The organism is Achromobacter sp. D7-1 (genome assembly GCF_059760445.1).
Genome location: NZ_JCBAMT010000007.1, coordinates 23,029 through 49,738 on the forward strand (window position 1 = coordinate 23,029; position 26,710 = coordinate 49,738).

A 26,710-nucleotide genomic window follows, 5' to 3' on the forward strand; every position below is an offset into this window, starting at 1 on the left:
GATGACATTCCTGCGCTACGAAGTCCGCGATCGGATTGCGGAAATCCATATGTGCCATGCGCCCGTCAATGCGCTGGACGAAGACATGCTGGACGCGCTGATCGCCGCGCTGGAACGGGCCAATGCCGATCCCGCGGTGCGCGCCGTGCTGCTGGCCAGCGATTTGCCTGGGCGCTTCTGCGCCGGGCTGGACATGAAGAAGTTGCTGGACAGCACGCCGGCGCGGATTCATGCGCTGTTGTCCAAGCTGTACATCAAGCTCTACGACACGCAGTTCAACCTGACGAAGCCCTCGATCTCGGTGGTGTCGGGCGCGGTGCGCGGTGGCGGCATGACGGTGGCCATTTCCAGCGACCTGGTGGTGGCCGCGGATACCGCCACTTTCGGCTATCCGGAAATCGATGTTGGCGTCTTGCCGGCGATCCACTACGTGCACCTACCGGGCATCGTGGGCAAGCACCGGGCGTTCGACCTGCTGTTCACCGGGCGCATCTTCGATGCGCAAGAGGCGCACGAGCTGGGGCTGGTGGCGCGCGTCGCGCCTGCGGCGCAATTGCTGGAGCAGGCCCGCCTGCTGGCGCGCTCGCTGGCGGACAAGCCGCCGCAAGTCCTGGCGATGGGGCGGCGCGCCTTCGTCTACAGCAACGACAACGAATACCGTCGCAGGGTGGCGACGGCGGTCGAAGTGTTCTGCAATGCAGCCGCCACGCCCGAGGCGCGCGAGGGCCTGAGCGCCTTCGTGCAAAAGCGCGCGCCGGACTGGAGCGGGCTGCGCAACGGCGGGTAGAGCCGGCGCCGCGTGCGTGCCTTGGCCTACTTTCCCTTGAACTGCGGCGTCCGCTTCTCGCGGAACGCCCGCACGCCTTCGGCGAAATCCTGGCGCGCAGCCGTGTCCAAAAAGCGCGCCGTTTCTTCGGCCAGCTGGGTTTCCAGCGTGGCGTGTTTGGCCGAACGCAACAGGTCCTTGGCGCTGGCGATGCCGTGCGGCGCGTGGCGGGCGATGTCCTGCACATAGGCTTGCGCCGCTTGCGCAAGTTCGCCGGATGCGGCGGTGCGCGTGACGATGCCCCAGGCCAGCGCGTCGTTCGCGGAGAAGGCGTCATGGCGCAGCAGCAGGTCTAGCGCGCGTCGGGCGCCCAGCACCCGCGTGAGGCCGTGCGTCATGCCGGCGTCCGGCGTCGCTCCAAGCTTGAGATAGGCCGTCATGAAGCGGGCCTCGGCATCGGCGATGGCCAGGTCGCAGGCCAGCACCAGCGACAGGCCCGCGCCCGCGGCGATGCCGTGCACCTGGGCGATCCAGACCTTGTCCATGCGGGCGATGCGCGCGATGAAATCGTTCAGCGGCGTGAACAGGTCCAGCAGCGTGGCGCGCACCTGGGCCGGGTCGCCCATGAACATGCTGATGTCGCCGCCGGCGCAGAAGGCCTTGCCGGTGGCGCGCAGCAGGACCGCGCGGATTTCATCGCGCGTTTCCAGCCATTGCGCGGCGCCTTGCAGGTCCTGCGCCAGCGCCACGTCGATGGCATTCAGGGCATCGGGGCGGTTCAGCGTCACGGTCGCGATTGCGCCGTCGGTCTCCAGAAACAGCGTCTGGAAGACGGGAAGTCCTTGGGTCATGGCGAGTCTCCGTTATCGGGTAAGTACCAGCTGTCGATCCAAAAACCGCGATGCTATGGTCTGAACCGAGCGCTTGCTTGGTTTTCTTTTAAGCACGCTTAGCGTAACGCATAGAACGATTTTCCGGCGCTGTACTGGCGTAGGTAAAGACAGGTTCGTTGCATCTCCTGCCTCGCGGGTTCGCCAGACCGACGTCGATAAAAACTTCGCATGTAAAAGCGAGGAGACAAATGGTGGATCAGTCCGACAGCACTGCCTTGCTGGAGGTGGATGGGGTCACGCTGGCGTTCGGCGGGGTCAAGGCGCTTACCGGCGTGGGCTTTCGCGTGGCGCCTGGGTCCATCACCACGGTCATCGGCCCCAATGGCGCGGGCAAGACCTCGCTGTTCAATACCATTTCCGGTTTCTACCGTCCGGCATCCGGGCAGATCCGCTTCCAGGGTCGCGACATCACGCGCATGGCCGCGCCGGAACGCGCGCGGTTGGGCCTGGCCCGCAGCTTCCAGAACATTGCGCTGTTCCGCGGCATGACCGTGCTGGACAACATCAAGCTGGGCCGCCACGCCCACCTGCGCACCAATGTGCTGGACGCCTTGTTCTATCTGGGGCGGGCGCGCCGCGAAGAAATGGCGCTGCGCGCCGACATCGAAGAACGCATCATCGACTTCCTGGAAATCGACCACATCCGCCACGCGCCGGTGGCCGCACTGTCCTATGGCCTGCAAAAACGCGTGGAGTTGGCGCGGGCGCTGGCCATGAATCCCAAGGTGCTGATGCTGGACGAGCCGGTGGCGGGGATGAACCGCGAAGAGACCGACGACATGGCGCGCTTCATCCTGGACGCGCGCTCCGAATGGGGCGTGACGGTGTTGATGGTGGAGCACGACATGGGCATGGTCATGGACCTGTCGGACCACGTGGTGGTGCTGAACTTCGGCCAGGTGATCGCCGATGGCACACCGGCGCAGGTGCAGGCCGATCCGCAGGTCATCCAGGCCTATCTGGGTGCGGGCGACGTCGGCGATCTGCGTCGCCGCCTGCGGGAGGCGGCCTGATGGACATGCTGTTTTTCCTGGAAGTGACGCTGGCCGGGCTGGGCAGCGGCGGGCTCTACGCGCTGGCGGCGCTGGCCTTCGTCATTGTCTACAAGGCGACCCGGGTGGTGAACATCGCCATTGGCGAATTCCTGATGTTGGGCGCCTACGTGTTCTACGCCTTCGCCACCGGCATGGAGTGGCCGATCTGGCTGGCCATCGTGGGCGCGGTGGTGGTGTCGGGTGCGCTGGGCGCCGTGGTCGAGCGCCTGACCATCCGTCCCATGCTGGGCGAGGCGCCGATCTCGGTGTTCATGATTACGGTGGGCCTGGCGTCGATCCTGGTGGGCGCGGTGGAACTGATCTGGACGGCCGACCAGCGCCGCCTGCCCGAATTCATGCCGCGTTCGCCGGTGATGATAGGCGAGGCCTTCGTCGCGCCCAAGGTGTTCTACGGCTTCTGGGTGGCGGTGGTGCTGGCGCTGCTGGTGCTGGTGGTGTTCCGCTACTGGCGCGGCGGGGTGGCGTTGCGCGCCACGGCCTCGGACCAGGGCGCGGCGTATGCCATGGGCATCAACGTGCCGCGCGTGTTCTCGCTGGCCTGGGTGGCGGCGGGCGCGCTGGCCGCGGTGTCGGGCGTAATCGTCGGCGCGATCGGCGGCATTTCTTCGTCGATGGGCGTGTTCGGCCTGTCGGTGCTGGTGGTGGTGATCGTGGGCGGGCTGGACAGCGTGGCCGGCGCCCTGGTGGGCGGCGTCTTCATCGGCCTGCTGGAAGCCTGGGCCGGCGCCTACATGGGCGGCGAATACAAATTGCTGGCTACCTTCATCGTGCTGGTGGTGGTGCTGATGGTCAGGCCCTACGGCCTGTTCGGCACCCGTGAAATCGAGAGGCTCTGACCGATGCGCATCGCGACTGCCAAGCAGACTTATCTTGCGGACGAAGCGCTGTTCGACACCCGTACGCAGAAGGCGTGGCTGGTCTTGCTGGCCGCGTCCCTGGTCATGTTCCCCTTCGTGGCCGATGCCTACTGGCTGTACCTGGCTTGCCTGGTGGCCATCAATGTCGCCAGTGCCACGGGGCTGAACATCCTCACGGGTTATACCGGCCTGGTCAGCCTGGGGCAGGCGGCCTTCATGGGCCTGGGGGCGTACACGGTGGCGGTGCTGGAGCAGCGGCTGGGCACACCGGTGCTGCTGAATCTGGTGGCTGGCGGGCTGGTGGCGATGCTGGGTGGTCTGCTGGTCGGCATTCCGTCCCTGCGGGTGAAGGGCCTGTACCTGGCCATCGCCACGATCGCCGCCTCGTTCATCGCGCATTTCATCTTCGCCAACTGGCAGTTCACGGGCGGCACGACGGGGATGCAGGTGCCGCCGGCGCGGGTGCTGGGCGTGGACCTGGACACCTCGTTCAAGATCTACTGGCTGATCGTGCCGGTGACGGCGCTGATGGTGCTGGGCGCGGCCAACCTGTTCCGCACGCGCATCGGCCGCGCCTTCATCGCCATACGCGACCGTGACATCTCGGCCGAGGTGCTGGGCATACGCCTGTTGCGCTACAAGCTGCTGTCGTTCGGCCTGTCCTCGTTCTATGCGGGCGTGGCGGGCGGCATGTGGGCCTACTTCTTCCGGGTCGTCACCCCCGAGAGCTTCCCGCTGATCATGTCGATCTTCTTCCTGGCCGCCATTATCGTGGGCGGCATGGGCACGATCCTGGGCTCCATCCTGGGCGCCATCTTCATGACCATGGTGCCGGAACTGCTCAAGCTGATCGTCGGTTGGCTGCCGGTGGGCGGCGACGCGCTGCGCCTGATTTCGCCGGTGCGCACCATTGTTTTCGGCCTGCTGATCGTGGGCTTTCTGATCTTCGAGCCGCACGGGCTCGCGGAAATCTGGCGACGCGTGCGCCGTTACTTCCACCTCTGGCCCTTCCGTACCTAGCCCATGCGAGGCGAGCGCGGCGGCGGCCATCCATAAGACCCTCAGGAGACTAACCATGAAGCGCATCCGGATCGGCAGCGGTTTATCGAGGTTGTTGGCCCCCCTGGGCCTGGCGGCGGCCCTGTCAGCGGCGCCGGTCGCGCAGGCGGCCGAGGACCTGGTGCTGGGCGGCTCCATCCCGCTGAGCGGCGTGTTCGCCTTCGCGGGGCAGGGCATCCATGCCGGCATTACCGACTACGTGAAGATCGTCAACGACCAGGGCGGCGTGAAGGGGCGCAAGCTGCGCTACGTGCCGGAAGACACGGCCTACAAGGTGGATGCGTCGGTGGCGGCGTTCAAGAAGATCACCAGCCAGAACAAGGTGAACTTCTACTACGGCGATTCCACCGGCTTCTCCAAGACCATCAATGCCGAGCTGAACCGCACGGGCGATATCCTGATGACCGGCGCGTCGTTTGCCACCGAATTGAACGATCCGGCCAAGTATCCGGCCCAGTTCATGCTGGGACCGGATTACACGGAAATGTTCGGCATCCTGCTGCGCTACATCGCCAAGGAGCAGCCCGGCGCCAAGGTGGCGTTCGTGTATTCGGACACGGAATTCGGCCGCGATCCCATCGCCAGCTCGCGCGCGGTGGCGGAAAAGCTGGGTCTGAAGGTTGCGACCGAGATCATGACGCCGCCGGGCAGCGTGGACGTGTCGACCGAGGTCATCAAACTGCGCCGCGCCGATCCGGACTACACCATCTTCCACGGCTACGTGCTGGCGCCGATTCCCGAGTTCGTGGGGCAGGGCAAGCGCATGGGCCTGAAGACGCGCTACATGGGCACGTTCTGGACCATGGACAACTCCACCGTGATGCAGATGGGCGAGGACGCCGAGGGCTTCATGGGCGTGATGCCGTACCGCTACTACTACGACACCGCGGCCGACGCGCCGATGCTGAAGAAGATCCGCGAGATGCGCCCGACGTACCAGAGCACGGGCTACATGCAGGGCTTCCTGGCCGCCATGCTGTTCACCGAAGTCGCCAAGCGCACGCTGGACGCCGGCAAGGAACTGACCAGCGCCAACATGAAGGCGGCGCTGGACGGCATCAAGGACTTCGACACGGGCGGCCTGATCGGCGTGCCGATTTCGATCAAGGGTAATTCGATCCCGGTGGGCCGGATCTATCGCGCCGATGTGAAGCAGAAGCAGATGGTGCCGGCCTCCGACTGGATCGTGCTGAAGTGAGGCGCCTGTGAACCCTGGACATGACGCGCATGCCGCGCCGCCCGCAGCGGCGGTACTCGATATCAACAATATCGAAGTCGTCTACAACAAGGCGGTGCAGGTGCTGCGCGGCTTGTCCCTGTCGGTGCCCGCCGGCAGCATCGTGGCGCTCTTGGGCAGCAACGGCGCCGGCAAGTCCACCACGCTGAAGGCCGTGTCTGGCCTGCTGGACCTGGAGGATGGCGCGCTGGTGCGCGGGCAGATCGTCTTCAACGGCGGCGACACCGCGGGCGCCCGGCCGCAGAACCTGGTGCGCGCGGGCTTGGCGCACGTGATGGAAGGGCGCCGGGTGTTCGAGGACCTGACGGTCGAGGAAAACCTGGTGGCCGCCACCTACGCCCTGACGGGCAGGCCGGGGGCGAAGGTCGACTTCGATCTGGTCTATGGCTACTTCCCGCGCCTGTTCGAGCGGCGCCGCGGCCTGGCGGGCTATCTGTCGGGCGGCGAGCAGCAGATGCTGGCCATCGGCCGCGCGCTGATCGCGCAGCCCAGGCTGATGCTGCTGGACGAGCCCTCGCTGGGCCTGTCGCCGATGCTGGTGGAGAACATCTTCTCCATCATCGCCCGCATCAACCACGAACAGGGGGTGTCGATGCTGCTGGTGGAGCAGAACGCCTCTGTGGCGCTGGCGGTGGCCCATTACGGCTACATCATGGAAACCGGCAAGGTGGTGATAGACGGCAGCGCCGAAAAGTTGGCGGCGGACCCCGACGTGCGCGAGTTCTACCTGGGCGTGGGCGGCACGGGCGAGGCCCGCGGCTTTCGCGACATCAAGCACTACAAGCGCCGCAAGCGCTGGCTGTCATGACGGACAAGCACATGGATATCTCCGGCGCTTCGGCGCAGGCGTGGCCGGCCCTGACGCTGCCGCAGATGCTGCGCGAGCAGGCGCGCCGCCAGCCGGAGGCCATCGCCATCCGGCAGAAGGACTTCGGCATCTGGAAGCCCATGACCTGGGCGGAATACTGGAGCCGGGCCTGCCGCGTGGGACTGGGCCTGCGCGCCCTGGGTCTGAGCGCGGGCGGACGGGTCGCCATCGTCTCCGAGAACCGCGTGGAATGGCTGCTGACCCAGATGGGGGCGGGCGCGGTCGGCGCGGTGGCGGTGGGCGTGTATTCCACCAGCCCGGCCGAGGAAATGGGCTACGTGCTGGAGCATGCGGACGTTGAGTTGGTGGTGTGCGAGGACCAGGAGCAGACCGACAAGGTGCTGCAGGTGGCCGACAGGCTGCCGCTGTTGCGCCGCATCGTCATGATGGAGACCAAGGGCCTGCGCTCCTATGCGCCGGCGGAGCGCGAGCGCATCGTGACCTACGCCGAGATCGAGGCCGAAGGCGCGCGGCGCGAGGCGGCCGAGCTCGCTGCCCTGAACCAGGGACTGGACGGCCAACGGCTGGACGACACCGGTCTCATGATCTACACCTCCGGCTCCACCGGCAAGCCCAAGGGCGCGATGCTGAGCTACGGCAATATGCGCGGCGTGGCGCCGGGCATCGCCGAGCGGCTGGCGATGGACGGCAATAGCGTGCACCTGTCCTACCTGCCGCTGTGCCATGTGGCCGAACAGATGCTCTCCACCTTCGTGCCCCTCTACCTGGGCGCGCAGGTGAACTTCGGCGAGTCGATACGCACGGTGCAGGAAGATCTGCGCGAAGTCGCGCCGACGATATTCCTGGGCGTGCCGCGCATCTGGGAAAAGCTGCACGCCGCCATTTCGATCAAGATGCAGGAAGCGGGGCGCTTGCAGCAATGGCTGTACCGGCGCGCGCTGGCGGCGTGCACGCCGTTCCTGGAGAAGTCTCCTGCGCAATACACGCTGCGCGAGCGCTGGACCCGCTGGCTCTGGTACTGGCTGGTGTTGCGCGCCTTGCAGAACTTCATCGGTCTGCGGCGGGTGCGCGTGGCCATGACGGGGGCCGCGCCGATCTCGCCCGACGTGGTGCGCTACTTCCGCACGCTGGGCGTGCCGCTGATCGAGGTCTACGGACTGACGGAGTCGGCGGGCATGATCTTCGGTCAGCATCCGGACCGCGTGAAGGTGGGCACCGTGGGTGAGCCCATCCTGGGGGTGGAATGGCGCATGGGCGAGGCGGGCGAGCTGCTGGTGCGCGGCGAGATGGTGTTCCAGGGCTATTACAAGAACCCGGAAGCCACTGCCAGTACGGTGCGCGACGGCTGGCTGTACACGGGCGATGTGGTGGCTGAAGAAGCGGGCCGGGTGCGTATCGTGGACCGCCTGAAGGACATCATGATTACGGCGGGCGGCAAGAACCTGACGCCTTCCGAGATCGAGAACGCGGTCAAGGGCAGCCCCTACGTCAAGGAATGCATCGTGATCGCGGATGGCCGGAAGTACGTGTCCGCGCTGATCCAGCTGGAGTTCGATACGGTGGGCAAGTGGGCCGAGTCGCGCCGCATCGCCTTCACGCATTTCCGCTCGTTGGCCGAATGCGCGCAGGTGCGCGAGCTGGTGCAGCAGGAGGTCGCGCGCGCCAACGCGGGCCTCGCGCCCGTGGCGCAGATCAAGCGCTTCCATCTGCTGACCAAGGAACTGGACCATGATGACGGCGAAGTGACCGCGACCATGAAGGTCAGGCGCGCCAGCATCTACCGCAGCTATGCGGACGAAATCGAAGCGCTCTACGTTGAGGAGACGACGGCATGAATGAAGCCGTGATCGTGGAGGCCGTGCGCACGCCCTTCGGGCGGCGCGGCGGATGGTGGGCCGATACGCGGCCGGACACGCTGCTGGCCGAGACCGTGCAGGGCCTGCTGGCGCGAGCCGAACTGCCGGGCGCGCAGGTCGAGGACCTGATCGCGGGCTGCGTCAGCCAGGCGGGCGAGCAGGGCGCCAACATCGGCAGGCTGGCCGCCATGCTGGCGGGCTTGCCCGAGAGCGTGCCGGGCGTGGCGCTGAACCGCATGTGCGGGTCCAGCCAGCAGGCGGTGCATTTCGGCGCGCAAGCGATTGCCGCAGGCGACATGCGCTACGTGGTGGCCGGCGGCGTCGAAAGCATGAGCCGGGTGCCGATGTTCCTGGACGTGACGTTGGGGCAAGGCGAGTTCCGCGGCTTCGAAGGCTTGAACCCCGCCTTGCTGGAACGCTATCCATTGATTCATCAGATCGAGAGCGCGGAGCGGATTGCGGAGCGCTGGCAGCTGTCCCAGGCCGAGATGGACGAATGGGCCAGGGAGAGCCATGCGCGCGCCTGGAGCGCGGCGCAGGCCGGCCGCCACGCCGAGTTGCTGCCGGGGCCGCGCGCAGATGCCGGGCGCGACGAAGGCATACGCGAGAAGACGGACCCGGCTCGCATGGCGGCCATGGCGCCCGCCTTGCGGCCGCCGGGCCAGGGCGGCGTCACCGCCGCCAACGCCAGCCAACTGGCGGACGGCGCCTCCGCAGTGTTGTTGGCCGACCGCGACGCGGCCTTGGCCGACGGCCTGCGGCCGCGCGCGCGCTTCCTGGCGCGGGTGGCGGTGGGATCGGACCCGGTGCTGCAATTGACGGGTGTGATCCCGGCGGCAAGGCAAGCGCTGGCGCGCGCCGGCCTGAGCCTGGAAGACATAGACTGGATCGAGATCAACGAGGCCTTCGCCAGCGTGGTGCTGGCCTGGCAGCGCGAACTGGGCGCCAAGCTGTCGCGCGTCAATCCTTGGGGCGGCGCGATCGCTCACGGCCATCCGCTAGGGGCCACCGGCGCCGGGCTGATGGCCAAGATGCTGACGGGACTGGAAGCCACCGAAGGCGAGCTGGGCATGCAGCTGATGTGCATCGGCCACGGCATGGCCACGGCCACCATCATTCAACGGCTGTGACCGCACCATGGAGAAAATCCGGGAAGCCGCGCAAGGGCGGGACGAGGGATCGGAGTCCGAACGCCGGCGCGAGCTGGTCCTGACGGCGGGGCAGCTGTTCTGCAAGCACGGCTATGAACGCACCACCGTGCGCGAGCTGGCGCGGGCGGTGGGCCTGCAATCCGGCAGCCTGTTCCATCATTTCCGCAGCAAGGAAGAGATCCTGGTGGCGGTGATGAACAACGGCATCCAGGAAGTGATAGACGACGGCGAACGGGCCCTGGGGCGCTACCAGGCGCCGGCGGACCGGCTGGCCGCGCTGTTCCGCGTGCACATGTGGAGCATGCTGCATGGCGCCGGTGGCGACGCCATGAATGCGCTGGTCTACGAATGGCGCAGTCTTTCGCCGCCCAGCCGCGCGGCCGTGAAATCGCTGAGCGACCGCTACGAGGCGATGTGGCAGGAGGCGGTGGCGGCTGCCGTCGGCGTGGGACTCTTGCAAGGCGATGCGCGTGTCATCAAGCGCTGCGTGCTGGGCGCCATGAACCTGACGGTGCAGTGGTACAGGCCGGACGGTCGCTTGCGGCCTGCCGAGTTCATCGATGCGATGTTGCAGGCATCGCTGCCCTCGCTGCCGGCGGGAGCCGGCAAATGGCCGGAATAGGCGGGCCGCCAGGGCGGGACTTCAGCCCCGGCGCTTGAAGAATGCGCCCACGGCGCAGACGACGGCCAGCGCCAGCAGGGTGCCCGCCACGGGCAGCAGGAAATCCACCTGGCCGTGATAGCCGCCGCCGGTGACGCCGCCCGCCACGCCGCCTGCCCACAGCAGGAAGGTCGTCAGGGAAGCCGCCACCGAGAGCGCCGCGGCGATGCACAGAGCAATGAACACCGGCCGGCGCGGACGCGCCGCCGGATAGGAGGTGTAGGGCTGGCCGCCGCGGGGCTGTTTGATCCAGTAGATCAGCCCCGCCACGACCAGCAGCAGCATCAGGATCTTGAAGATCATGATGCCAGCCGCCGTTTAGTCTTCACGGCGCAGGTGCGGGAACAGGATGACGTCGCGGATGCTGGGGCTGTCGGTCAGCAGCATGACCAGGCGGTCGATGCCGATGCCGCAGCCGCCCGTCGGAGGCATGCCGTACTCCAGGGCGCGGATGTAGTCCGCGTCGTAGAACATGGCTTCCTCGTCGCCCGCGTCCTTGGCTTCGACCTGCGAGCGGAAGCGCTCGGCCTGGTCTTCGGGATCGTTCAGCTCCGAGAAGCCGTTGGCGATTTCGCGGCCGGTCATGAAGAGCTCGAAGCGCTCGGTGATGCCCTCGCGGGTATCGGAGGCGCGCGCCAGCGGCGAAACTTCGACCGGGTAGTCGATGATGTAGGTGGGGTTCCAGAGCTTGGCTTCGGCGGTCTCTTCGAACAGGGCCAGCTGCAGCGCGCCCAGGCCGGCGCGCGACAGCACCGGGCCGTCGGCATCGGCGCCCAGTTTCTTGAGCTCGGCGCGCACGAAGGCCGCATCGTCCAGTTGCGCCTGGGTGTAGCCGGGGGCGTACTTGAGGATGGCTTCGCAGATGGTCAGGCGGTCGAACGGCTTGGACAGATCGAGTTCGCGTTCGCCGTAGGTCAGCACCGCGCTGCCGGTGGCCGAGATGGCGGCCTGGCGGATCAGCTCTTCCGTGAAGTCCATGAGCCAGCGGTATTCCGCAAAGGCCGCATAGAACTCCATCATGGTGAATTCAGGATTGTGGCGCGGGCTCACGCCCTCGTTGCGGAAGTTGCGGTTGACTTCGAAGACGCGCTCGAAGCCGCCGACGATCAGGCGCTTGAGGTAGAGCTCGGGCGCGATGCGCAGGTACATTTCCATGTCCAGCGCATTGTGGTGCGTGACGAAGGGCTTGGCCGCCGCGCCGCCCGGGATCGGGTGCAGCATGGGGGTTTCCACTTCGAGGAAGCCGGCGTTCAGCATGAACTGGCGGATGCTGCCCACGGCCTTGCTGCGCGCCTCGAAGGTGCGGCGCGTGGCGTCCGTCATGATGAGGTCGACATAGCGCTGGCGGTAGCGCAGTTCCTGGTCGGCCACGCCGTGGAACTTGTCGGGCAGCGGGCGCAGCGACTTGGACAGCAGGCGCGCGCTGGCGGCGTGCACCGAGAGTTCGCCCTTGTTGGTCTTGAAGACCGACCCTTCGATCGCGATGATGTCGCCGATGTCCCATTGCTTGAACGCGGCGTAGCTGTCTTCGCCCAGCGTGCCGCGGTCCAGGTAGATCTGGATGCGGCCGGTGCTGTCCTGCAGCGTGGCGAAGCTGGCCTTGCCCATGACGCGCTTGAGCATCATGCGGCCGGCGACCTTGACGGTGACGGGGTTGGCGGCAAGCGCTTCCTGCTCCTGGCCGTCGTACTTGTCATGCAGGGCGGCGGCGCGGGCGTCGGGAACGAAGTCGTTGGGGTACGCGACCCCGGTTTCGCGCAGTTTGGCCAGCTTGGCGCGCCGTTCGGCGATCAAGCGGTTTTCGTCCTGGGCGGGCGCCGGAGTGGTCGAGTGGTCGGTCATGGTCGGGGAATCAGTCGTAATTGCGGATGTCGTCGATCTCGGTGGTGCCGAAATCTTCGCGGTCCAGGTAGGCGAGGATGCGGGAGGCCACGTTGGCGGGCGAGGACAGCTTGCCGGTCGCGTGGAACTCCTGGAACTTGGCCAGCGCCGGGAAACTTTCCGGATCGCTGGAACGGATGGCGACCTGCATGTCGGTGTCGACGATGCCGGGGGCCAGCGCGACGATGCGCGCGCCGTCGGCGCCTTGCTCCGCCTTGACCACGCGCGAGTACATGTCGAGCGCGGCCTTGGTGGCGCAGTAGACGCCCCAGCCGGCGTTCGGGTTGCGGCCCGCGCCGGAGGAGATGTTGAGCACGCGGCGGTCGGCCTTGAGGTCCTCGACCGCGGCCAGGAAGCGCGCCGTGAGCAGCATCACGGCGCTTACATTCAGGTTGAAGGCGGAGGCGATGGCCGCGCCGTCGACCAGCGCGTCGGTGCCGGCGACGGGGTGCACGGTGCCGGCGTTGTTGATCAGCAGATAGCGGCGGGCGTCACGGGGCAGCGACGCGCAGATGCGCTGCGCGGCCGTCTCGGCCGCATTCAGGTCCGAGAGGTCCACGGACAGCTGTTCCAGCTGCGCGTCCTGCGAGCGGGCATAGGCAGCCAGTTCGGGATCTTCCCGGCGCGCCAGGGTGATCAGGCGGGTGCCCGGTTTGGCCAGGCCGCGCGCCATGGCGGCGCCGATGCCGCGCGATGCGCCGGTGAGAATTACGATGGTGTCGGACATTCGTGAACCTCTGGATGCGTTGAGGGGAAGTATCGCGAAACTTAGATGCCTTGCTTCAGGCTGGCCTGGATGAAGGGGTCCAGGTCGCCGTCCAGCACCTTCTGGGTGTTGGAAATTTCGACGTTGGTGCGCAGGTCCTTGATGCGGCTCTGGTCCAGCACGTAGGAGCGGATCTGGTGGCCCCAGCCCACGTCGGTCTTGGAGTCTTCCAGCTTCTGCTGCTCGGCCATGCGGTTGCGCATTTCCAGTTCGTAGAGCTTGGACTTCAGCATCTGCATGGCTTCGGCGCGGTTGCGGTGCTGCGAACGGTCGTTCTGGCACTGCACCACGATACCGGTGGGGATGTGGGTCAGGCGCACGGCCGAATCGGTCTTGTTGATGTGCTGGCCGCCCGCGCCGGAAGCGCGGTAGGTGTCCACGCGCAGGTCGGCGGGGTTCACTTCGACTTCGAAGGATTCGTCGACTTCGGGGTAGACGAAGACGCTGGCGAACGAGGTATGGCGGCCGCCCGAGGAGTCGAAGGGGCTCTTGCGCACCAGGCGGTGCACGCCGGTTTCGGTGCGCAGGTAGCCGAACGCATATTCGCCTTCGATCTTGATGGTGGCGGACTTCAGGCCCGCGACATCGCCGTCGGATTCTTCCAGCACTTCGGCCTTGAAGCCCTTGCGCTCGGCGTACTTCAGGTACTGCCGCAACAGCATCGAGGCCCAGTCCTGCGCTTCCGTGCCGCCGGCGCCGGCCTGGATGTCCAGGAAGCAGTTCAGCGGATCGGCCGGATTGGAGAACATGCGGCGGAACTCCAGCGCTTCCAGCTTTTCCTGGAAGGCGTCGGCGTCCTGCTCGATGGATTCGAGGGTGGCGTCGTCGTCGTCGGAGGCGGCCAGTTCGAACAGCTCGTTCGAGTCGGCCAGGCCCGAGCCCAGGGCGGTGAGCGTTTCCACCACGTCTTCCAGGGCTTTCTTTTCACGGCCCAGGTCCTGGGCGTGCTTGGGGTCGTTCCAGACCGCCGGATCTTCGAGTTCGGCGTTTACGACTTGCAGGCGTTCAGCTTTGGCATCGTAGTCAAAGATACCTCCGTAGAGCCTGTTCGCGCTCCGCGTAATCGGCGAGGCGGGCTGCGAGCTGGTTCTGACGTTCGGCTTCCATGATGATCCTGTCCTGATGACTTTTGTGCGAAACCGAACATTTTACCGTGCTTGGGCCAAGTGCGCGGCCACAGTGGACAAGAAGGGGGACGGATCTTATCGGGGAGGTTTCTGCCAGAAAATCCGAATTGTTCAGTTTTTTGTCAAGACGGGGGTTCTAGGCTGGGGGCAACGGCCCGGCCGTTCCTGATCGGGACGGGATGGACCGCGACGGCGCCGGCGAGCAGCCGGCCTATCCCGACAGAGGAATGGAGACACAGATGGACAATGCGATGGCCCCCGGGGTTTCGCCGGCGATCCCGGCGACAGAGGAAGACCGGATCTACCGCAAGGTAGGCTGGCGGCTGGTGCCGCTATTGGTGGTGTGCTACGTCGTGGCCTACCTGGACCGCGTCAACGTGGGTTTCGCCAAGCTCCAGATGCTGCAGGAGCTCCAGTTCAGCGAAACCGTGTATGGCCTGGGCGCGGGCATTTTCTTCATCGGCTACTTCATCTTCGAGATTCCCAGCAACATCATCCTGCACAAGGTGGGCGCGCGGATCTGGATCGCCCGCATCATGATTACCTGGGGGATCATTTCCGCCTGCATGATGTTCGTGAGCAGCGTGCACATGTTCTACATCCTGCGCTTCCTGCTGGGCGCGGCGGAAGCCGGATTCTTTCCGGGCATCATCCTGTACCTGACCTACTGGTATCCTGCGGCCCGGCGCGGCCGCATCACGACCTTTTTCATGACCGCGGTGCCCATGTCCGGGCTGATCGGCGGCCCGATCTCCGGCTGGATCATGAGCACCTTCCACGGCGACCATGGCCTGTCGGGCTGGCAATGGCTGTTCCTGCTGGAAGGCATTCCGTCGGTGGTGATCGGCGTGCTGGTGCTGATCTACCTGGACGACCGCATCAACACGGCCAAGTGGCTGACTGCCAATGAAAAGGCCGTGCTGATCCGCAATATTGCGGCCGAGGAACAGCAGAAGGAAGATCCGCCGATCCGCGCCGCGCTGGCCAAGCCGCGGGTGTGGGCGATGGCGTTGATCTACTTTTCGTTCGTGATGGGGCTGTACGGCGTGGGCTTCTGGATGCCGACCCTGATCAAGAGTACGGGCGTGCAGAGTCCGCTGGCCATTGGCCTGTTGACGGCGATTCCGAACCTGTTCGCCGTGATCGGCATGATCCTGATCTCGCGCAACTCCGACCGCCTGCGGGAGCGCCGCTGGCATGTGGCCTTGCCCGCGCTGTTCGGCGCGCTGGGCCTGCTGTTCTCGGCGATCTGGAGCGGCAACACTGTACTGGCGATCTTGGCGCTGACGGTGGCCAATATCGGCATCTGCACGGTACTGCCGTTGTTCTGGAGCCTGCCCACGGCCTTGCTGGGCGGCACCGCCGCGGCGGCCGGCATCGCGCTCATCAATTCGGTGGGCAACTTGGCTGGCTTCGTCAGCCCGTATCTGGTGGGCTGGCTCAAGGACATGACGGGCACAACCAATACAGGCCTCTACATGTTGTCGGGCTGCCTGGTGGTGGGCGCGCTGGTGGCCCTGGCGCAGCCTGCGAAGCTGGTGAACAAGTAGTCCGGGCGTCGAGCGAGCGGCCTGGGACAGGTACCCGGGTCCGCTCCGCGTGCGACGTTTCACGCCTTATCGGGGCTTGCGCCCATGGCGGGCCTCAGCCCGCGTGCTCGATGACCAGCTGAACCGACACCATCCCGTTCCACACGTTCTGCTCCAGCCGGTAAGCCGCCTGGATATGTTCGGGCAGCGACTGGTCGTGGCCGAACCAGATGGCGTCGAAGCGCTGATGGCCGCGCTCCAGCGACAGTTTGAGGTGCTTTTCCCCGACCAGGCGCTGGTTGCGCACCACGAACTCGTCCAGGAACAGCGGGGCGGCGAAGCCGGCGCCCCAGACCTGCTGCTGGAGCATGCCGGCGACGTCGGCGTTGGCGTAGCCCGATTCCAGCGAGCCGTCGGTCTCGATCACCGGCTCGAAGGTATCGCGGCCCGTCAGCTCGCGCACGGCGGCGTCGAAGGCGGGGGCGAACGCGGCGAAGTCCTCGCGCCCCAGCGTCAGGCCGGCCGCCATGGCGTGGCCGCCGAACTTGCGGATCAGGTTGGGATGGCGCTTGGACACCAGGTCCAGCGCGTCGCGCAGGTGCACGTCGGGGATCGAGCGGCCCGAACCGCGGATTTCGTCGTCCCCCGCGGGCGCAAAGGCCAGCGTCGGGCGCCAGAATTTTTCCTTCAGGCGCGAGGCCACCAGGCCCACCACGCCCTGGTGCCAGCCCGGGTCGAACACACAGACCGTGGCGCCTGCGGCCGCGTTCGGCGCTTCCATGGCGGCCAGCGCCTGCTCGCGCATTTCGGCTTCGATCGTGCGGCGTTCGCGGTTGATGTTGTCGAGCTCGCGCGCCATTTCCAGCGCCTGGGCCTCGTCGTCGGTGGTCAGGCAGGCGATGCCCAGGCTCATGTCGGCCAGGCGGCCGGCCGCATTGATGCGGGGGCCGAGCGCGAAGCCCAGGTCGAAGCCGTTGGCCGCGCGCGGCTCGCGGCCGGCTACGGCGAACAGTGCGCGCAAACCTGGCTGCAGGCGGCCGGCGCGCATGCGTTGCAGGCCCTGGGTGACCAGCAGGCGGTTGTTGGCATCCAGTTTGACTACGTCGGCCACCGTGCCCAGCGCCACCAGGTCGGACAGCGCGTCCAGGCGCGGGCCGCCATCGGCCGCGTAGACGCCGCGGCGGCGCAGTTCGGCGCGCAGGGCCAGCATCATGTAGAAAATGACGCCCACGCCCGCCAGGTTCTTGGACGGAAAGCCGCAGCCGGGCTGATTCGGGTTCACGATGGCCAGGGCCGCCGGCAGCGTGTCGCCCGGCAAGTGGTGGTCGGTGATGACCACGCCGATGCCAGCGTCGTTGGCCGCGGCCACGCCGTCGACGCTGGCAATGCCGTTGTCGACCGTAATGATGATGTCGGGCTTGCCGGCGCGATGCCGGACCGCCAGGTCGACCACGGCGGGCGACAAGCCATAACCGGTTTCGAAGCGGTTGGGCACCAGGAAGTCCACGTCCGCGCCCATGGCGGACAGGGCGCGCAGGCCGACCGCGCAGGCGGTCGCGCCGTCGCAGTCGTAGTCGGCCACGATCAGCAGTTTCTTGCCCGCCTGAATGGCGTCGGCCAGCACGCCGGCAGCGTGGTCCGAATGCGTCAGGCCGTTGGGCGGCAGCAGCGACTTCCAGGCGAGCTGGGTTTGATCAGGATGGGTGACGCCGCGGGCGGCCCACAGGCGGGCCAGCAACGGGTGGATGCCCGAGGCTTCCAGGATGTGGCAGGCTTGCAGGTCGGGCGTGCGGACGGTTAAGCGGGGTGAGACCACCAGGCGCTCCAGTTTTTCTTGGGCGCGGGCAGCAAGCCGAGCAGGCCCCCGCGCGGTTTCAGGGTAAGGGCGACCTTGCGGTCGTCGCCCAGCAGCAGCAGTTCGGCGGGCGCGGCCGGCAGGCCATGCTTGCCGGCCAGCGGGCGCAGATGCTGCGCGTCCAGCGCTGCCAGGGCGTCCAGCCAGGCGGCCCAGTCGCCGGCCCGCTGGGGGGCGTCCAGATCGGCGTACACCTGCGCCGGGGTCGGCCGGGACTGCGTCCAGGGCGTGCCGCCGCCATACAGCCATAGCGCGTTGACTGGCGGCAAGCCGCGCGCCGCGCGGGCGTCGTTGACCGGGTGTTCATGCCAGGCCATCTGTATTTCATTGAGCAGCCGGCGCCAGGGGCGCGCTTCCGCGTCCTGGCGCCACCAGTCGTTCAGGCGCTGTCCAGCCACGGCCAGCGGGCTGGCGGTCTGCGGACGCAGGCCCTCCGGCAGGCGCAGGCGCCAGCGTTCGGGCGAGAGTTCTTCGACCGCGAAGCCCGTGTCCTCGAACAGGGGGCGGGCGGTGTCGAGCAGGGCGGCCGTTTCCTCGGCGCGCAGGTCCATCAGGCCGGGATCCAGCAAGGTGGCCTGGTCCGTGCCCAGCGCCAGATGGACCAGTTCGGCCAGCCAGATGGGGCCGCTGCCTTCGGCTTGCGCCCCGGCCAGCAGCGGGCCGAGTCCGGCGCCGGGCGGCAGGCCTGGCTCGGGGACGTAGCCCGCGCGGTCCAGCAGCCAGGCTTCGTAGGGCGTGCAGCCCTGCGCGCGCCGGTCATGGGCCTGGGGCCGGGCGCTGCCGGCGAGCAGCCAGCCATGTAGCGTGGGCGCGCGTTCAGGCAACAGCTTGGCCAGTTCGGCGGCAAAGGGTAGGGCGGGCAGGGCGCCCGGAATGACGATCAGCATGGGCGCGATTGTAGTCCCCGCAGGCGCCGGGAACTAAGCGGCGCCGCGGACTGCCATAGCTTGAAACGCCTGGTCTCCGAACCGCACATCCGCGGGCCGGAATCCAGGCGGTTAATGCCATAATGCGCACGTGCTGAAAATACCCTACGAACTATGGATAGGCGCCCGCTATGCCGGGCTGGCCAGAATCCGTCAGCGACGCGGCCGCCGCGATCGCTTCATCTCCTTCATCGCCGCCAGTTCGATGGCGGGCATCGCGCTGGGCGTTGCCGCGCTGATCGTGGTGCTGTCCGTAATGAACGGCTTCCAGAAGGAAGTGCGCGACCGCATGTTGTCGGTGCTGCCGCACATCGAACTCTATATTCCCGGGGCCGCGCCCGAGCGGGTGCTGGAGAGATGGCAGGAATTCGCGTCCGCCGCCGAGAAGAATCCCGCCGTCAAGGCCGGCGCCCCGTTCGTGGCGGCGCAGGGCATGCTGGTGCGCGGCCAGGCCTTGCGGGGCGTGCAGGTACGCGGCATCGATCCGCAGACCGAAGGCAATGTCTCGGACCTGCCGCGCCAGATGGTGTCGGGCAAGCTCACCGATCTGAAACCCGGCAGTTTCGGCGTGGTGCTGGGCAATGAACTGGCCGATGGCATGGGCGTGAAGCTGGGCGACACGCTCTTGATGATGGCGCCGCAAGGCTCGATCAGCCCGGCGGGTTTCACGCCGCGCATGCGCCAGTTCACCGTGGTGGGCGTGTTCTCGTCCGGCCACTATGAATACGATTCCTCGCTGGCCTTCGTCGACGACGAGGATGCCGCCCGCGTGTTCCGCGACAGCGGCACCGCCGGCGTGCGCCTGCGCGTCGCCGACATGCAGCGCGCGCCGGAAGTGGCGGCCGAGCTGCAGAAGGTGCTGCCGCCCTACATGATGGCGAGCGACTGGTCGCGCAACAACCGCACCTGGTTCGCGGCCGTGAAGACCGAAAAGCGCATGATGTTCCTGATCCTGGCGTTGATCGTGGCCGTGGCCGCGTTCAACCTGCTGTCGTCCCTGGTCATGGCCGTGAAGGACAAGCAGTCCGACATCGCCATCCTGCGCACGCTGGGCGCCGGCCCGCGCGAGATTGCCCGCATCTTCCTGGTGCAGGGGGCGCTGATCGGCGTGATCGGCACGCTGCTGGGCGTGGCGGGCGGCATCCTGATCGCCTACAACGTGGACGTGATCGTGCCGTTCATCGAGGGCCTGCTGGGCGTGCATTTCCTGCCGCGCGAAATCTATTTCATCAGCGCCTTGCCTTCGGATCCGCAGATGGGCGACATCGTCACCATCGGCGTGACTTCCCTGGTGCTGTCGTTGCTGGCGACCCTGTATCCCAGCTGGCGCGCCTCGCGCCTGCAACCCGCACAGGTGCTGCGCCATGACTGACATGCTGACTCACGCGCTGCAGGCCGACAATATCGTCAAGGTCTACGACGAAGGCCCCGCGCGCATCGAAGTGCTGAGCAACGTCAGCCTGACGGTGGCGCGCGGCGAAATGGTCGCCATCGTCGGCGCCTCGGGCTCGGGCAAGAGCACGCTGCTGCATATCCTGGGCCTGCTGGACGTGCCTACCAGCGGCTCCGTCTCGGTGGATGGCCAGCTCGCCGTCGGACTGTCCGAGGGCCGCAAGAGCGCGGTGCGCAACCGCAGCCTGGGCTTCGTCTACCAATTCCACCACCTGCTGCCGGAGTTTTCCGCGCTGGACAACGTGGCGATGCCGCTGATCGTGCGCCGCGAGAGCCGCGATAAGGCGCGGGCAGCCGCGCACGAAGTCCTGGGCATGGTGGGCCTGGCCGCCCGCGAAGGGCATTTCCCGGGGCAGTTGTCCGGCGGCGAGCGGCAGCGCGTGGCGCTGGCGCGGGCCCTGGTCACGCGTCCCGTCTGCGTGCTGGCCGACGAACCCACCGGCAACCTGGACCGCCACACCGCGCACAATATGTTCGAACTGTTGACGCGGGTGAACCAGGAATCGGGCACGGCGTTCGCCATCGTCACCCACGACCCCGAACTGGCCGCCCGCGCCGACCGCCAACTGCTGATGGAAAACGGCCGCCTGGTTTCGGGTTAAGGCGCGCGGGGCGATAATCCGGACAAGGAGGTCGCGCCCATGCTGATCGATACCCATTGCCACCTGGATGCCGCCGAGTTCGACGCCGACCGCGAGCAGGTCGCCGACGACGCCTGCGAGGCGGGCGTCCAGTCCATCGTGATTCCGGCGGTCGAGCGCGCCAATTTTTCCGTGGTGCGCGATCTGGCCGGCAAGACCGCCGGCGGCGCCTATGCGCTGGGCATTCATCCGTTGTATGTGCAGCGCGCCAGCGATGATGATCTGGACGCGCTACGTGCGGCCGTCAAGGAAGCGCTGGGCGATCCGCGCTTCGTCGCCATCGGCGAGATCGGCCTGGACTTCTTCGTTCCTGAAATCGCTTCTGGCGAGCCGCGCGAGCGCCAGGAACGGTTCTACGCCGCGCAGCTGGCGCTGGCCGCCGAGTTCCATCTGCCGGTGCTGCTGCATGTGCGCAGATCGCAAGACATCCTCTTGAAGTATCTGCGCCGCCACCCGCGTATCGGCGGCATTGCGCACGCCTTCAACGGCAGCGCGCAGCAGGCGCAGGCTTTCATCGACCAGGGTTTTGCGCTGGGCCTGGGCGGCGCCATGACCTATGAGCGCGCCTTGCAGATCCGCCGCCATGCGGTGGACGTGGACCTGGCGCACCTGGTGCTGGAAACCGATGCACCGGACATTCCACCGGCCTGGCTGCATCCGCCGCAGCGACGCAACGCGCCGGCGGAATTGGTCCGCATCGCCGCCACGCTGGCGGAACTGCGCGGCATCACGCCCGCGCAGGTGGCGCATGCCACCACGGCCAATGCCATGCGCGTCTTGCCGCGGCTGCCGGCCGCGATCCTGGCCGATGCCGACTGACCGCGGCTGCCCGGTTCAGCCGGCCAGGCGAGGCAGCTCCATCCGCACGCAAAGCCCTTGCGGCGAGATATTGCGGGCCGACATCGTGCCCTTGTGCGCGGCCACCGCGGCCTGGGCGATGGACAGCCCCAGCCCGGCGCCGCTGCCGGCCTTGCGCGCGCCCGATGCTGTGCGATAGAAGGGCTCGAACAGCGCTTCCAGCTCTTCGGTTGCCACGCCCGGCCCGCGATCTTCGATTTCCAGGCAGGCCTCCTGCGAGTTCGACAGCAGGCGCACGCGGATCGCACTGTGCGCGGGCGCGAAGCGCAGGGCGTTGCGCAGTACGTTCTCGATGGCGCTGGCCAGGCTGCAGCGATCGCCGATGAGCGGCACCGGGGCCTGTTGCTGCCACTCTATGCCTATCTGCCGGCCGCCGGCTTCGTAGCGGGCATCATTGACCACGTCGGAAACGACTTCGGCCAGGTCCAGGTTTTCGGTGGGCACGGGCAAGGCGCCCAGGCGCGCCAGCCTCAGGGTGTTGCCGACCAGCGCGTCCAGGCGTTCGCATTCGAGTTCGATGCGGTCCAGCTGCAGGTCCTGGCGTTCGTCCTTGCGCCGCGCCAGTTCGGCCGCCAGCCGCAGCCGCGCGAGCGGCGAGCGCAGCTCGTGTGCGATGTTGTGCAGCAACTGCTCGCGTGTGTCGACCAGGGCTTTCAGGCGGTCGGCCATGGCGTCGAAGTCGCGTGCCAAGAGGCCCAGCTCGTCCTTGCGGCGGGCCAGCTTGGCGGGCGTATGGACGTCCAGCCGGCCAGCCGACAAGGCGTGGGTGGTCTGGCGCAGCTGCGCCAATGGCGCCGTCACGTGGCGGCTCAGGGCCCAGCAGAATGGAGCGGTTACCGCCAGCGCGAACAGCACCAGCGCCAGCGCGACCGGCGACAGGGCCAGCACTTCCCAATGCGAAGAATCGAACGGCAGGAACAGCATCAGCAGCACCGAGCCATCGGGCAGCACCAGCTTTTGCGGTTCCCACCAGGAGACCCGTTCGCCGGTGGGGTCGGCGGGCAGGTAGTCCGCCTTTGGCGAGCGGTCGGGTCCTGCGCGGAAATCGCTCAACCAGTCTTCCATGCGGGCGGGTAGCCGCCGGCCCAGGATGTCGGCGTCCTGGGCGTCCATGACGTAGATCTTCAGGGCCGAGTAGCGCTGGTCCATGGCCTGGACCCAGCGTTCCAGGCCATCCACGCCCTCGCTGCGGGCGATCTGCGCTGCGTCGCGCGTGAGGTTGCCGGGATTCAGGCCGTCCAGGGAGTTGAAGCGGTACCAGGCGACCGCGGCGGTCAGCACCATGCCGCACACCAGAATGACGGCCATTGCGCCCCAGAAGGTCAGGAAAGCGCGCCAGAACAGCGAGCGGGCGGGCAGCCAGGCCATCAGTCCGCGCCCGCCAGCACGTAGCCCAGGCCGCGCAGGTTGCGGATGGCCAGCGTTTCGGCGCCGCTGTCGCTGCGCAGCTTCTTGCGCAGCGCGCTGATGTGGGTATCGATGCTGCGGTCGTAGCGGTCCGGCTTGCGGCCCAGCGCGTACAGGCCGATCTGGTCGCGTCCGACCACCTGGCCAGGCGTGCGCAGGAGGATTTCCAGGATGCGCTGCTCGGCGCCAGTCAGCGCGATTTCGCTGTCGCCCACGCGCAAGAGGCCGGTGGCGGGGTCGAGCGACACCGCGCCCAGCGCCAAGGGGGGCCGGGCGGTGTCGGGCACCTCCTCGAAGCGGCGCAGCACCGCGCTGATGCGGGCCTTGAGTTCGCGCGGGCTAAAAGGTTTGGCCAGGTAATCGTCGGCGCCGAACTCCAGGCCCAGCACGCGGTCCGTCTCGCCGCCGTGGGCGGTGAACATGATGACGGGCCGGCGCGAGCGCTGGCGGTACTGCTTCAGCAGATCCAGCCCGTTGCCGTCGGGCAGCATCAAATCCAGCAGCACCAGGTCGTAGTCGTCTCGCGCCAGCAGGGCCAGGCCCTGCGCGCCGCTATGCGCCAGGGCGAGCTGGCAATGGCCGGGTTCCAGGTATTCGCGCAGCATCTGCGCGAGCTCGACATCGTCGTCGATCAGCAGGATGCGGCGCGTCGCCGGAGCGTGGGAAAAAGGCATGCGTGTCGTCGGTTCTGCATCCGGCAGTTTGGCTTATGGCCGCGGACCGGAGTGTCAAGAAGTTCAAAGAAGATAAAAGTTGCGGAAAGCGTGTTGCTGGCTCCCGGCAGCTCCAATTCTAATATGAGAATGGTTTTCATTAATAAGTACGGGGCAGGACGGACGCCGCACGCGGGGTGCGGCGCGGGCCTGGGACGGGAGAAATTGGAATCATGAGCAGCAAACAAATGGTCGCCGGCCGGCGCGGTCCGGGCTCGCGCACGCAATTGGCGGCAGCCCTGTGCGCCGCGGGTTTCGGCGTGGCGCAGCCCCTGTGGGCGCAAAGCGCGGACAGCGCCAAGACGCTGGATACCGTGGTGGTGACGGCCTCGGGCTATGAGCAGCAGATCCAGGACGCGCCGGCGTCGATCAGCGTGATCACCCGCGAGGACCTGGACAAGAAGTTCTATCGCGACATCAACGACGCGCTGGTGGACGTGCCGGGCGTGATCGTCACCGGCGGCGGGGACCGCCAGGACATCAGCCTGCGTGGCATGGGACCCAAGTACACGCTGATCCTGATCGACGGCAAGCGCCAGAATTCGCGCGAAACCCGCACCAACTCGGACTCCACGGGCGTCGAAGGCGGCTGGACGCCGCCGCTTTCCGCCATCGAGCGCATCGAAGTGGTGCGCGGCCCCATGTCTTCGCTGTACGGCTCGGACGCCATGGGCGGGGTGATCAACATCATCACCCGCAAGGTGCCCTCGGAGTGGGGCGGCGAGATCCGCCTGGACACGACCATCCAGGAAAGCAACAAGTCGGGCGACATCTACCAGGGCAACTTCTACCTGTCCGGCCCGATCAAGACCGACCTGCTGGGCCTGCAGATCTACGGCCAGGCCACGCAGCGCGATGAAGACGACATCGTCGACGGCTTCCGCAAACGCAACTCGGAAAGCGTCACGGCCAAGCTGGCGCTGACGCCCAACCGCGACCACGACATCGTGCTGGAAGCGACCACCATGCGCCAGAAGCTGCACGAAACGCTGGGCAAGACCGTTGAGCCGCTGCCGCCCGGCCAGGCTTGCGGGCGCAATGGCTGCCCGGCCTCGTCCGATACCGACTACCGCAGCAACAAGTGGGCGTTGTCGCACACCGGACGCTGGGGCTGGGGCGTGTCGGACAGCTACGTGCAGCAGGAAGAATTCGACAACCGCTCGCGCCAGATGAAGATCAAGAATCTGGACATCCAGACCAGCTGGACGCTGCCGCTGGGCTCGCACATGCTGACCCTGGGCGGCAGCTACCTGAGCCAGCGCCTGAACGACCAGACCGGCAACCAGCTGGCCAACGGCCCCAGCAAGGTAGACCGCTACCAGTGGGCCTTGTTCGCCGAGGACGAATGGCGCCTGACCGAGACCTTCGCTGTCACAACCGGCCTGCGCATGGACGAAGACGAGAACTTCGGTACGCACTTCAGCCCGCGCCTGTACGGCGTCTGGCACATGGCCGACCGCTGGACCCTGAAGGGCGGCGTGTCCACGGGGTTCCGCGCGCCTGATCTGCGCCAGACGGTGGCTGGCTGGGGCCAGGTCAGCCGTGGCGGCAATATGTACGGCAATCCGGACCTGACGCCCGAGAAGTCGGTGACCGAGGAAATCGGCATCCTGTATGACGACGGCGAAGGCTTCAACGCCGGCCTGACCATTTTCAACAACGACTTCAAGGACAAGATCACCCGCGTGGCTTGCCCGGCGAGCCAGTGCACGGACGGCCCGAACCAGTTCGGCTCGGACCCGACCACCTACATGAACGTGGACAAGGCCAATTCGCGCGGCGTGGAAGCCAACTTGAAGCTGCCGCTGTCGCGCGACTGGTCCATGACCAGCAGCTACACCTTCACCAAGTCGGAACAGAAGTCCGGCCAGTACCAGGGCCAGCCGCTGAACCAGCTGCCCAAGCATCTGTTCACCACCACGGTGAACTGGCAGGCCTCGGACGCATTGCAGGCATGGGCGCGCCTGAACTACCGCGGCAAGGAAAGCCAGCCCATCACCGGCCCGTCTTCCTCGTCGGTGGTGGCGCCTTCCTACACCTTCGTGGACCTGGGCGGCTCGTACCAGGTGAACAAGACCGTGGCGGTGTACGCCGGCATCTACAACCTGTTCGACAAGCAGGTTACGTACGACGACTACGGCTATGTCGAGGACGGCCGCCGCTACTGGCTGGGCGTGGGCGTCAAGTTCTGAGTTTGAAAGGGCGCCTGGCGCCCGCTACATGAAGAGGTATGCATGAAGAAGCAAACGCAAGCAGGCCGCGTCCGGCGTTGGGCGGTCCAGGCCGGGGCCGCGCTGGTCCTCGGCGCCGCTACGGCGGTATGCGCGGCGCAGGCGACAGTGCCGGTAAAGCACGCGCGCGGTGAAACCGCCGTACCGGCCAACCCGGCGAAGACGGTAGTCATGGACCTGGCCGTGCTGGACACGCTGCATGCGTTGGGCGTGGACGCGACGGGCGTGCCGACGGTCGCCAAGTGGCCGCCGCAGCTGAGCCAGTATGCCGATCAGCGCTACCTGAAGGTGGGTTCGATGTTCGAGCCCAACTACGAGGTGATCCACGCCGCCGCGCCGCAGCTCATCTTCGTGGCGGGCCGCTCCGCGCCCAAGTACGACGAGCTCGCCAAGCTGGCGCCCACCGTGGATCTGACCGTGAACGCCAAGGATCTGGTGGGCAGCGTCACGCGCAACACCGAAACGCTGGCCGCCATCTACGGCAAACAGGACGTTGCGAAGACCAAGCTCGACGCGCTGCGCGCTTCGATCGCGGATCTGAACGGCAAGGCGGCAAGCGCCGGCACCGCACTGATCGTGCTGACCACCGGCGGCAAGATGAGCGCCTATGGCCCGGGTTCGCGCTTCGGCGTGATCCACGACGCCTTCGGCATCAAGCCGGCGACGACGGGGCTGAGCGTGTCGAACCACGGCCAGGCGATCTCCTTCGAGTTCATCGCCCAGACCGACCCTGACTGGCTGTTCGTGATCGACCGCGATGCCGCCATTGGCCGCGAAGGGGTATCGGCCCAGCGCATGCTGGACAACGAGCTGTTGCGTCCGACCAAGGCCTGGAAGAACAAGCGCGTGGTCTACCTGAACGGCTACAACTGGTATCTGCTGGGCAGCGCAGGCCTGACCGCCATGCAGCAGAACGTGGACGAGATCGCTGGCGCGCTGGCGGCGGGTAAGTAAAGCCTT

General features: G+C 67.0%; 24 protein-coding genes. 15 read left to right on the forward strand and 9 right to left on the reverse strand.

The window, feature by feature from the left end:
* Nucleotide 1 precedes the first annotated feature (1 nt).
* Nucleotides 2–787 (forward strand): enoyl-CoA hydratase/isomerase family protein, encoded by a 786-nt coding sequence (locus AC6LKD_RS04870; protein WP_492276357.1) that lies wholly within the window; start codon nt 2–4, stop codon nt 785–787.
* A 26-nt stretch (nt 788–813) separates the two neighbouring features.
* Here the strand turns inward: AC6LKD_RS04870 and AC6LKD_RS04875 are convergent, their stop codons facing one another.
* Nucleotides 814–1,617 carry an enoyl-CoA hydratase/isomerase family protein gene (locus AC6LKD_RS04875; protein WP_498115366.1) on the reverse strand — a complete coding sequence of 268 codons (804 nt, stop codon included), beginning with the start codon at nt 1,615–1,617 and terminating at the stop codon, nt 814–816.
* Between the two features lie 230 nt (nt 1,618–1,847).
* On the opposite strand from AC6LKD_RS04875, the gene AC6LKD_RS04880 reads away from it, so the two are divergent.
* From AC6LKD_RS04880 to AC6LKD_RS04915, 8 genes are read left to right on the forward strand one after another with little or no spacing between them, the layout of a single operon-like run.
* A complete protein-coding gene (locus AC6LKD_RS04880; protein WP_207464376.1) occupies nt 1,848–2,672 on the forward strand; it encodes an ABC transporter ATP-binding protein in 825 nt (274 codons plus the stop codon).
* Nucleotides 2,672–3,550 carry a branched-chain amino acid ABC transporter permease gene (locus AC6LKD_RS04885; RefSeq protein ID WP_088141197.1) on the forward strand — a complete coding sequence of 293 codons (879 nt, stop codon included), beginning with the start codon at nt 2,672–2,674 and terminating at the stop codon, nt 3,548–3,550. The genes AC6LKD_RS04880 and AC6LKD_RS04885 overlap by 1 nt, the downstream gene beginning before the upstream one ends.
* A gap of 3 nt (nt 3,551–3,553) precedes the next feature.
* Complete coding sequence (locus AC6LKD_RS04890; protein WP_013394582.1) at nt 3,554–4,591, forward strand: branched-chain amino acid ABC transporter permease; 1,038 nt, start codon at nt 3,554–3,556, stop codon at nt 4,589–4,591.
* 55 nt (nt 4,592–4,646) lie between these two features.
* A complete protein-coding gene (locus AC6LKD_RS04895; RefSeq protein ID WP_498115368.1) occupies nt 4,647–5,828 on the forward strand; it encodes an ABC transporter substrate-binding protein in 1,182 nt (393 codons plus the stop codon).
* A 7-nt stretch (nt 5,829–5,835) separates the two neighbouring features.
* Complete coding sequence (locus AC6LKD_RS04900) at nt 5,836–6,675, forward strand: ABC transporter ATP-binding protein (protein ID WP_498115370.1); 840 nt, start codon at nt 5,836–5,838, stop codon at nt 6,673–6,675.
* Nucleotides 6,672–8,531 (forward strand): AMP-dependent synthetase/ligase, encoded by a 1,860-nt coding sequence (locus AC6LKD_RS04905; protein WP_498115371.1) that lies wholly within the window; start codon nt 6,672–6,674, stop codon nt 8,529–8,531. Before AC6LKD_RS04900 ends, AC6LKD_RS04905 begins: the two co-directional genes overlap by 4 nt.
* Nucleotides 8,528–9,682, forward strand: coding sequence for a thiolase family protein (locus tag AC6LKD_RS04910; RefSeq protein WP_498115373.1), 1,155 nt, complete (start codon nt 8,528–8,530; stop codon nt 9,680–9,682). Before AC6LKD_RS04905 ends, AC6LKD_RS04910 begins: the two co-directional genes overlap by 4 nt.
* A gap of 16 nt (nt 9,683–9,698) precedes the next feature.
* Nucleotides 9,699–10,325 carry a TetR/AcrR family transcriptional regulator gene (locus AC6LKD_RS04915; RefSeq protein WP_498115456.1) on the forward strand — a complete coding sequence of 209 codons (627 nt, stop codon included), beginning with the start codon at nt 9,699–9,701 and terminating at the stop codon, nt 10,323–10,325.
* Between the two features lie 21 nt (nt 10,326–10,346).
* Here AC6LKD_RS04915 and AC6LKD_RS04920 read toward each other — a convergent pair whose 3' ends face one another.
* The 4 genes from AC6LKD_RS04920 to prfB all read right to left on the reverse strand — a co-directional run bounded on the left by AC6LKD_RS04920 (nt 10,347) and on the right by prfB (nt 14,118).
* The gene (locus AC6LKD_RS04920) at nt 10,347–10,667 is read right to left on the reverse strand and encodes a preprotein translocase subunit TatB (protein ID WP_013394576.1); all 321 of its coding nucleotides are present in this window, start codon (nt 10,665–10,667) and stop codon (nt 10,347–10,349) included.
* 15 nt (nt 10,668–10,682) lie between these two features.
* Entirely contained in the window at nt 10,683–12,206 is a 1,524-nt protein-coding gene (gene lysS, locus AC6LKD_RS04925) for a lysine--tRNA ligase (RefSeq protein WP_332011628.1), read from the reverse strand.
* 10 nt (nt 12,207–12,216) lie between these two features.
* The gene (locus AC6LKD_RS04930; protein ID WP_498115375.1) at nt 12,217–12,972 is read right to left on the reverse strand and encodes an SDR family oxidoreductase; all 756 of its coding nucleotides are present in this window, start codon (nt 12,970–12,972) and stop codon (nt 12,217–12,219) included.
* Nucleotides 12,973–13,013: 41 nt separating this feature from the next.
* A protein-coding gene (gene prfB, locus AC6LKD_RS04935; protein ID WP_148260614.1) for a peptide chain release factor 2 occupies nt 13,014–14,118 on the reverse strand; the annotation gives its coding sequence in 2 pieces (ribosomal slippage) (nt 13,014–14,036 and nt 14,038–14,118; 1,104 coding nt in all).
* Nucleotides 14,119–14,377: 259 nt separating this feature from the next.
* Between prfB and AC6LKD_RS04940 the strand changes: the two genes are divergently transcribed.
* Nucleotides 14,378–15,688 carry an MFS transporter gene (locus AC6LKD_RS04940; RefSeq protein ID WP_498115377.1) on the forward strand — a complete coding sequence of 437 codons (1,311 nt, stop codon included), beginning with the start codon at nt 14,378–14,380 and terminating at the stop codon, nt 15,686–15,688.
* A gap of 94 nt (nt 15,689–15,782) precedes the next feature.
* Here AC6LKD_RS04940 and recJ read toward each other — a convergent pair whose 3' ends face one another.
* Together recJ and AC6LKD_RS04950 are read right to left on the reverse strand one after the other, a co-directional pair.
* Entirely contained in the window at nt 15,783–17,483 is a 1,701-nt protein-coding gene (gene recJ, locus AC6LKD_RS04945; RefSeq protein ID WP_013394571.1) for a single-stranded-DNA-specific exonuclease RecJ, read from the reverse strand.
* Nucleotides 17,465–18,409 (reverse strand): hypothetical protein, encoded by a 945-nt coding sequence (locus tag AC6LKD_RS04950; protein WP_013394570.1) that lies wholly within the window; start codon nt 18,407–18,409, stop codon nt 17,465–17,467. The genes recJ and AC6LKD_RS04950 overlap by 19 nt, the downstream gene beginning before the upstream one ends.
* A 178-nt stretch (nt 18,410–18,587) precedes the next feature.
* On the opposite strand from AC6LKD_RS04950, the gene AC6LKD_RS04955 reads away from it, so the two are divergent.
* Genes AC6LKD_RS04955 through AC6LKD_RS04965 form a run of 3 tightly spaced genes read left to right on the forward strand, consistent with a single transcriptional unit; the run spans nt 18,588 to nt 21,360 of the window.
* Complete coding sequence (locus tag AC6LKD_RS04955; protein WP_492276475.1) at nt 18,588–19,820, forward strand: lipoprotein-releasing ABC transporter permease subunit; 1,233 nt, start codon at nt 18,588–18,590, stop codon at nt 19,818–19,820.
* Nucleotides 19,813–20,502: an ABC transporter ATP-binding protein gene (locus tag AC6LKD_RS04960; protein WP_207464361.1), complete on the forward strand. Its 690-nt coding sequence runs from the start codon at nt 19,813–19,815 to the stop codon at nt 20,500–20,502. The genes AC6LKD_RS04955 and AC6LKD_RS04960 overlap by 8 nt, the downstream gene beginning before the upstream one ends.
* Nucleotides 20,503–20,541: 39 nt before the next feature.
* Nucleotides 20,542–21,360 carry a TatD family hydrolase gene (locus AC6LKD_RS04965; protein WP_498115379.1) on the forward strand — a complete coding sequence of 273 codons (819 nt, stop codon included), beginning with the start codon at nt 20,542–20,544 and terminating at the stop codon, nt 21,358–21,360.
* Between the two features lie 15 nt (nt 21,361–21,375).
* Here AC6LKD_RS04965 and AC6LKD_RS04970 read toward each other — a convergent pair whose 3' ends face one another.
* Complete coding sequence (locus tag AC6LKD_RS04970) at nt 21,376–22,767, reverse strand: sensor histidine kinase (protein WP_498115381.1); 1,392 nt, start codon at nt 22,765–22,767, stop codon at nt 21,376–21,378.
* Entirely contained in the window at nt 22,767–23,480 is a 714-nt protein-coding gene (locus AC6LKD_RS04975; protein WP_498115383.1) for a response regulator, read from the reverse strand. Before AC6LKD_RS04975 ends, AC6LKD_RS04970 begins: the two co-directional genes overlap by 1 nt.
* A gap of 212 nt (nt 23,481–23,692) precedes the next feature.
* Between AC6LKD_RS04975 and AC6LKD_RS04980 the strand changes: the two genes are divergently transcribed.
* Nucleotides 23,693–25,711, forward strand: a complete 2,019-nt coding sequence (locus tag AC6LKD_RS04980; protein ID WP_498115385.1) for a ligand-gated channel protein — start codon at nt 23,693–23,695, stop codon at nt 25,709–25,711.
* 42 nt (nt 25,712–25,753) lie between these two features.
* Nucleotides 25,754–26,704, forward strand: a complete 951-nt coding sequence (locus AC6LKD_RS04985; protein WP_498115387.1) for a siderophore ABC transporter substrate-binding protein — start codon at nt 25,754–25,756, stop codon at nt 26,702–26,704.
* Nucleotides 26,705–26,710 lie beyond the last annotated feature (6 nt).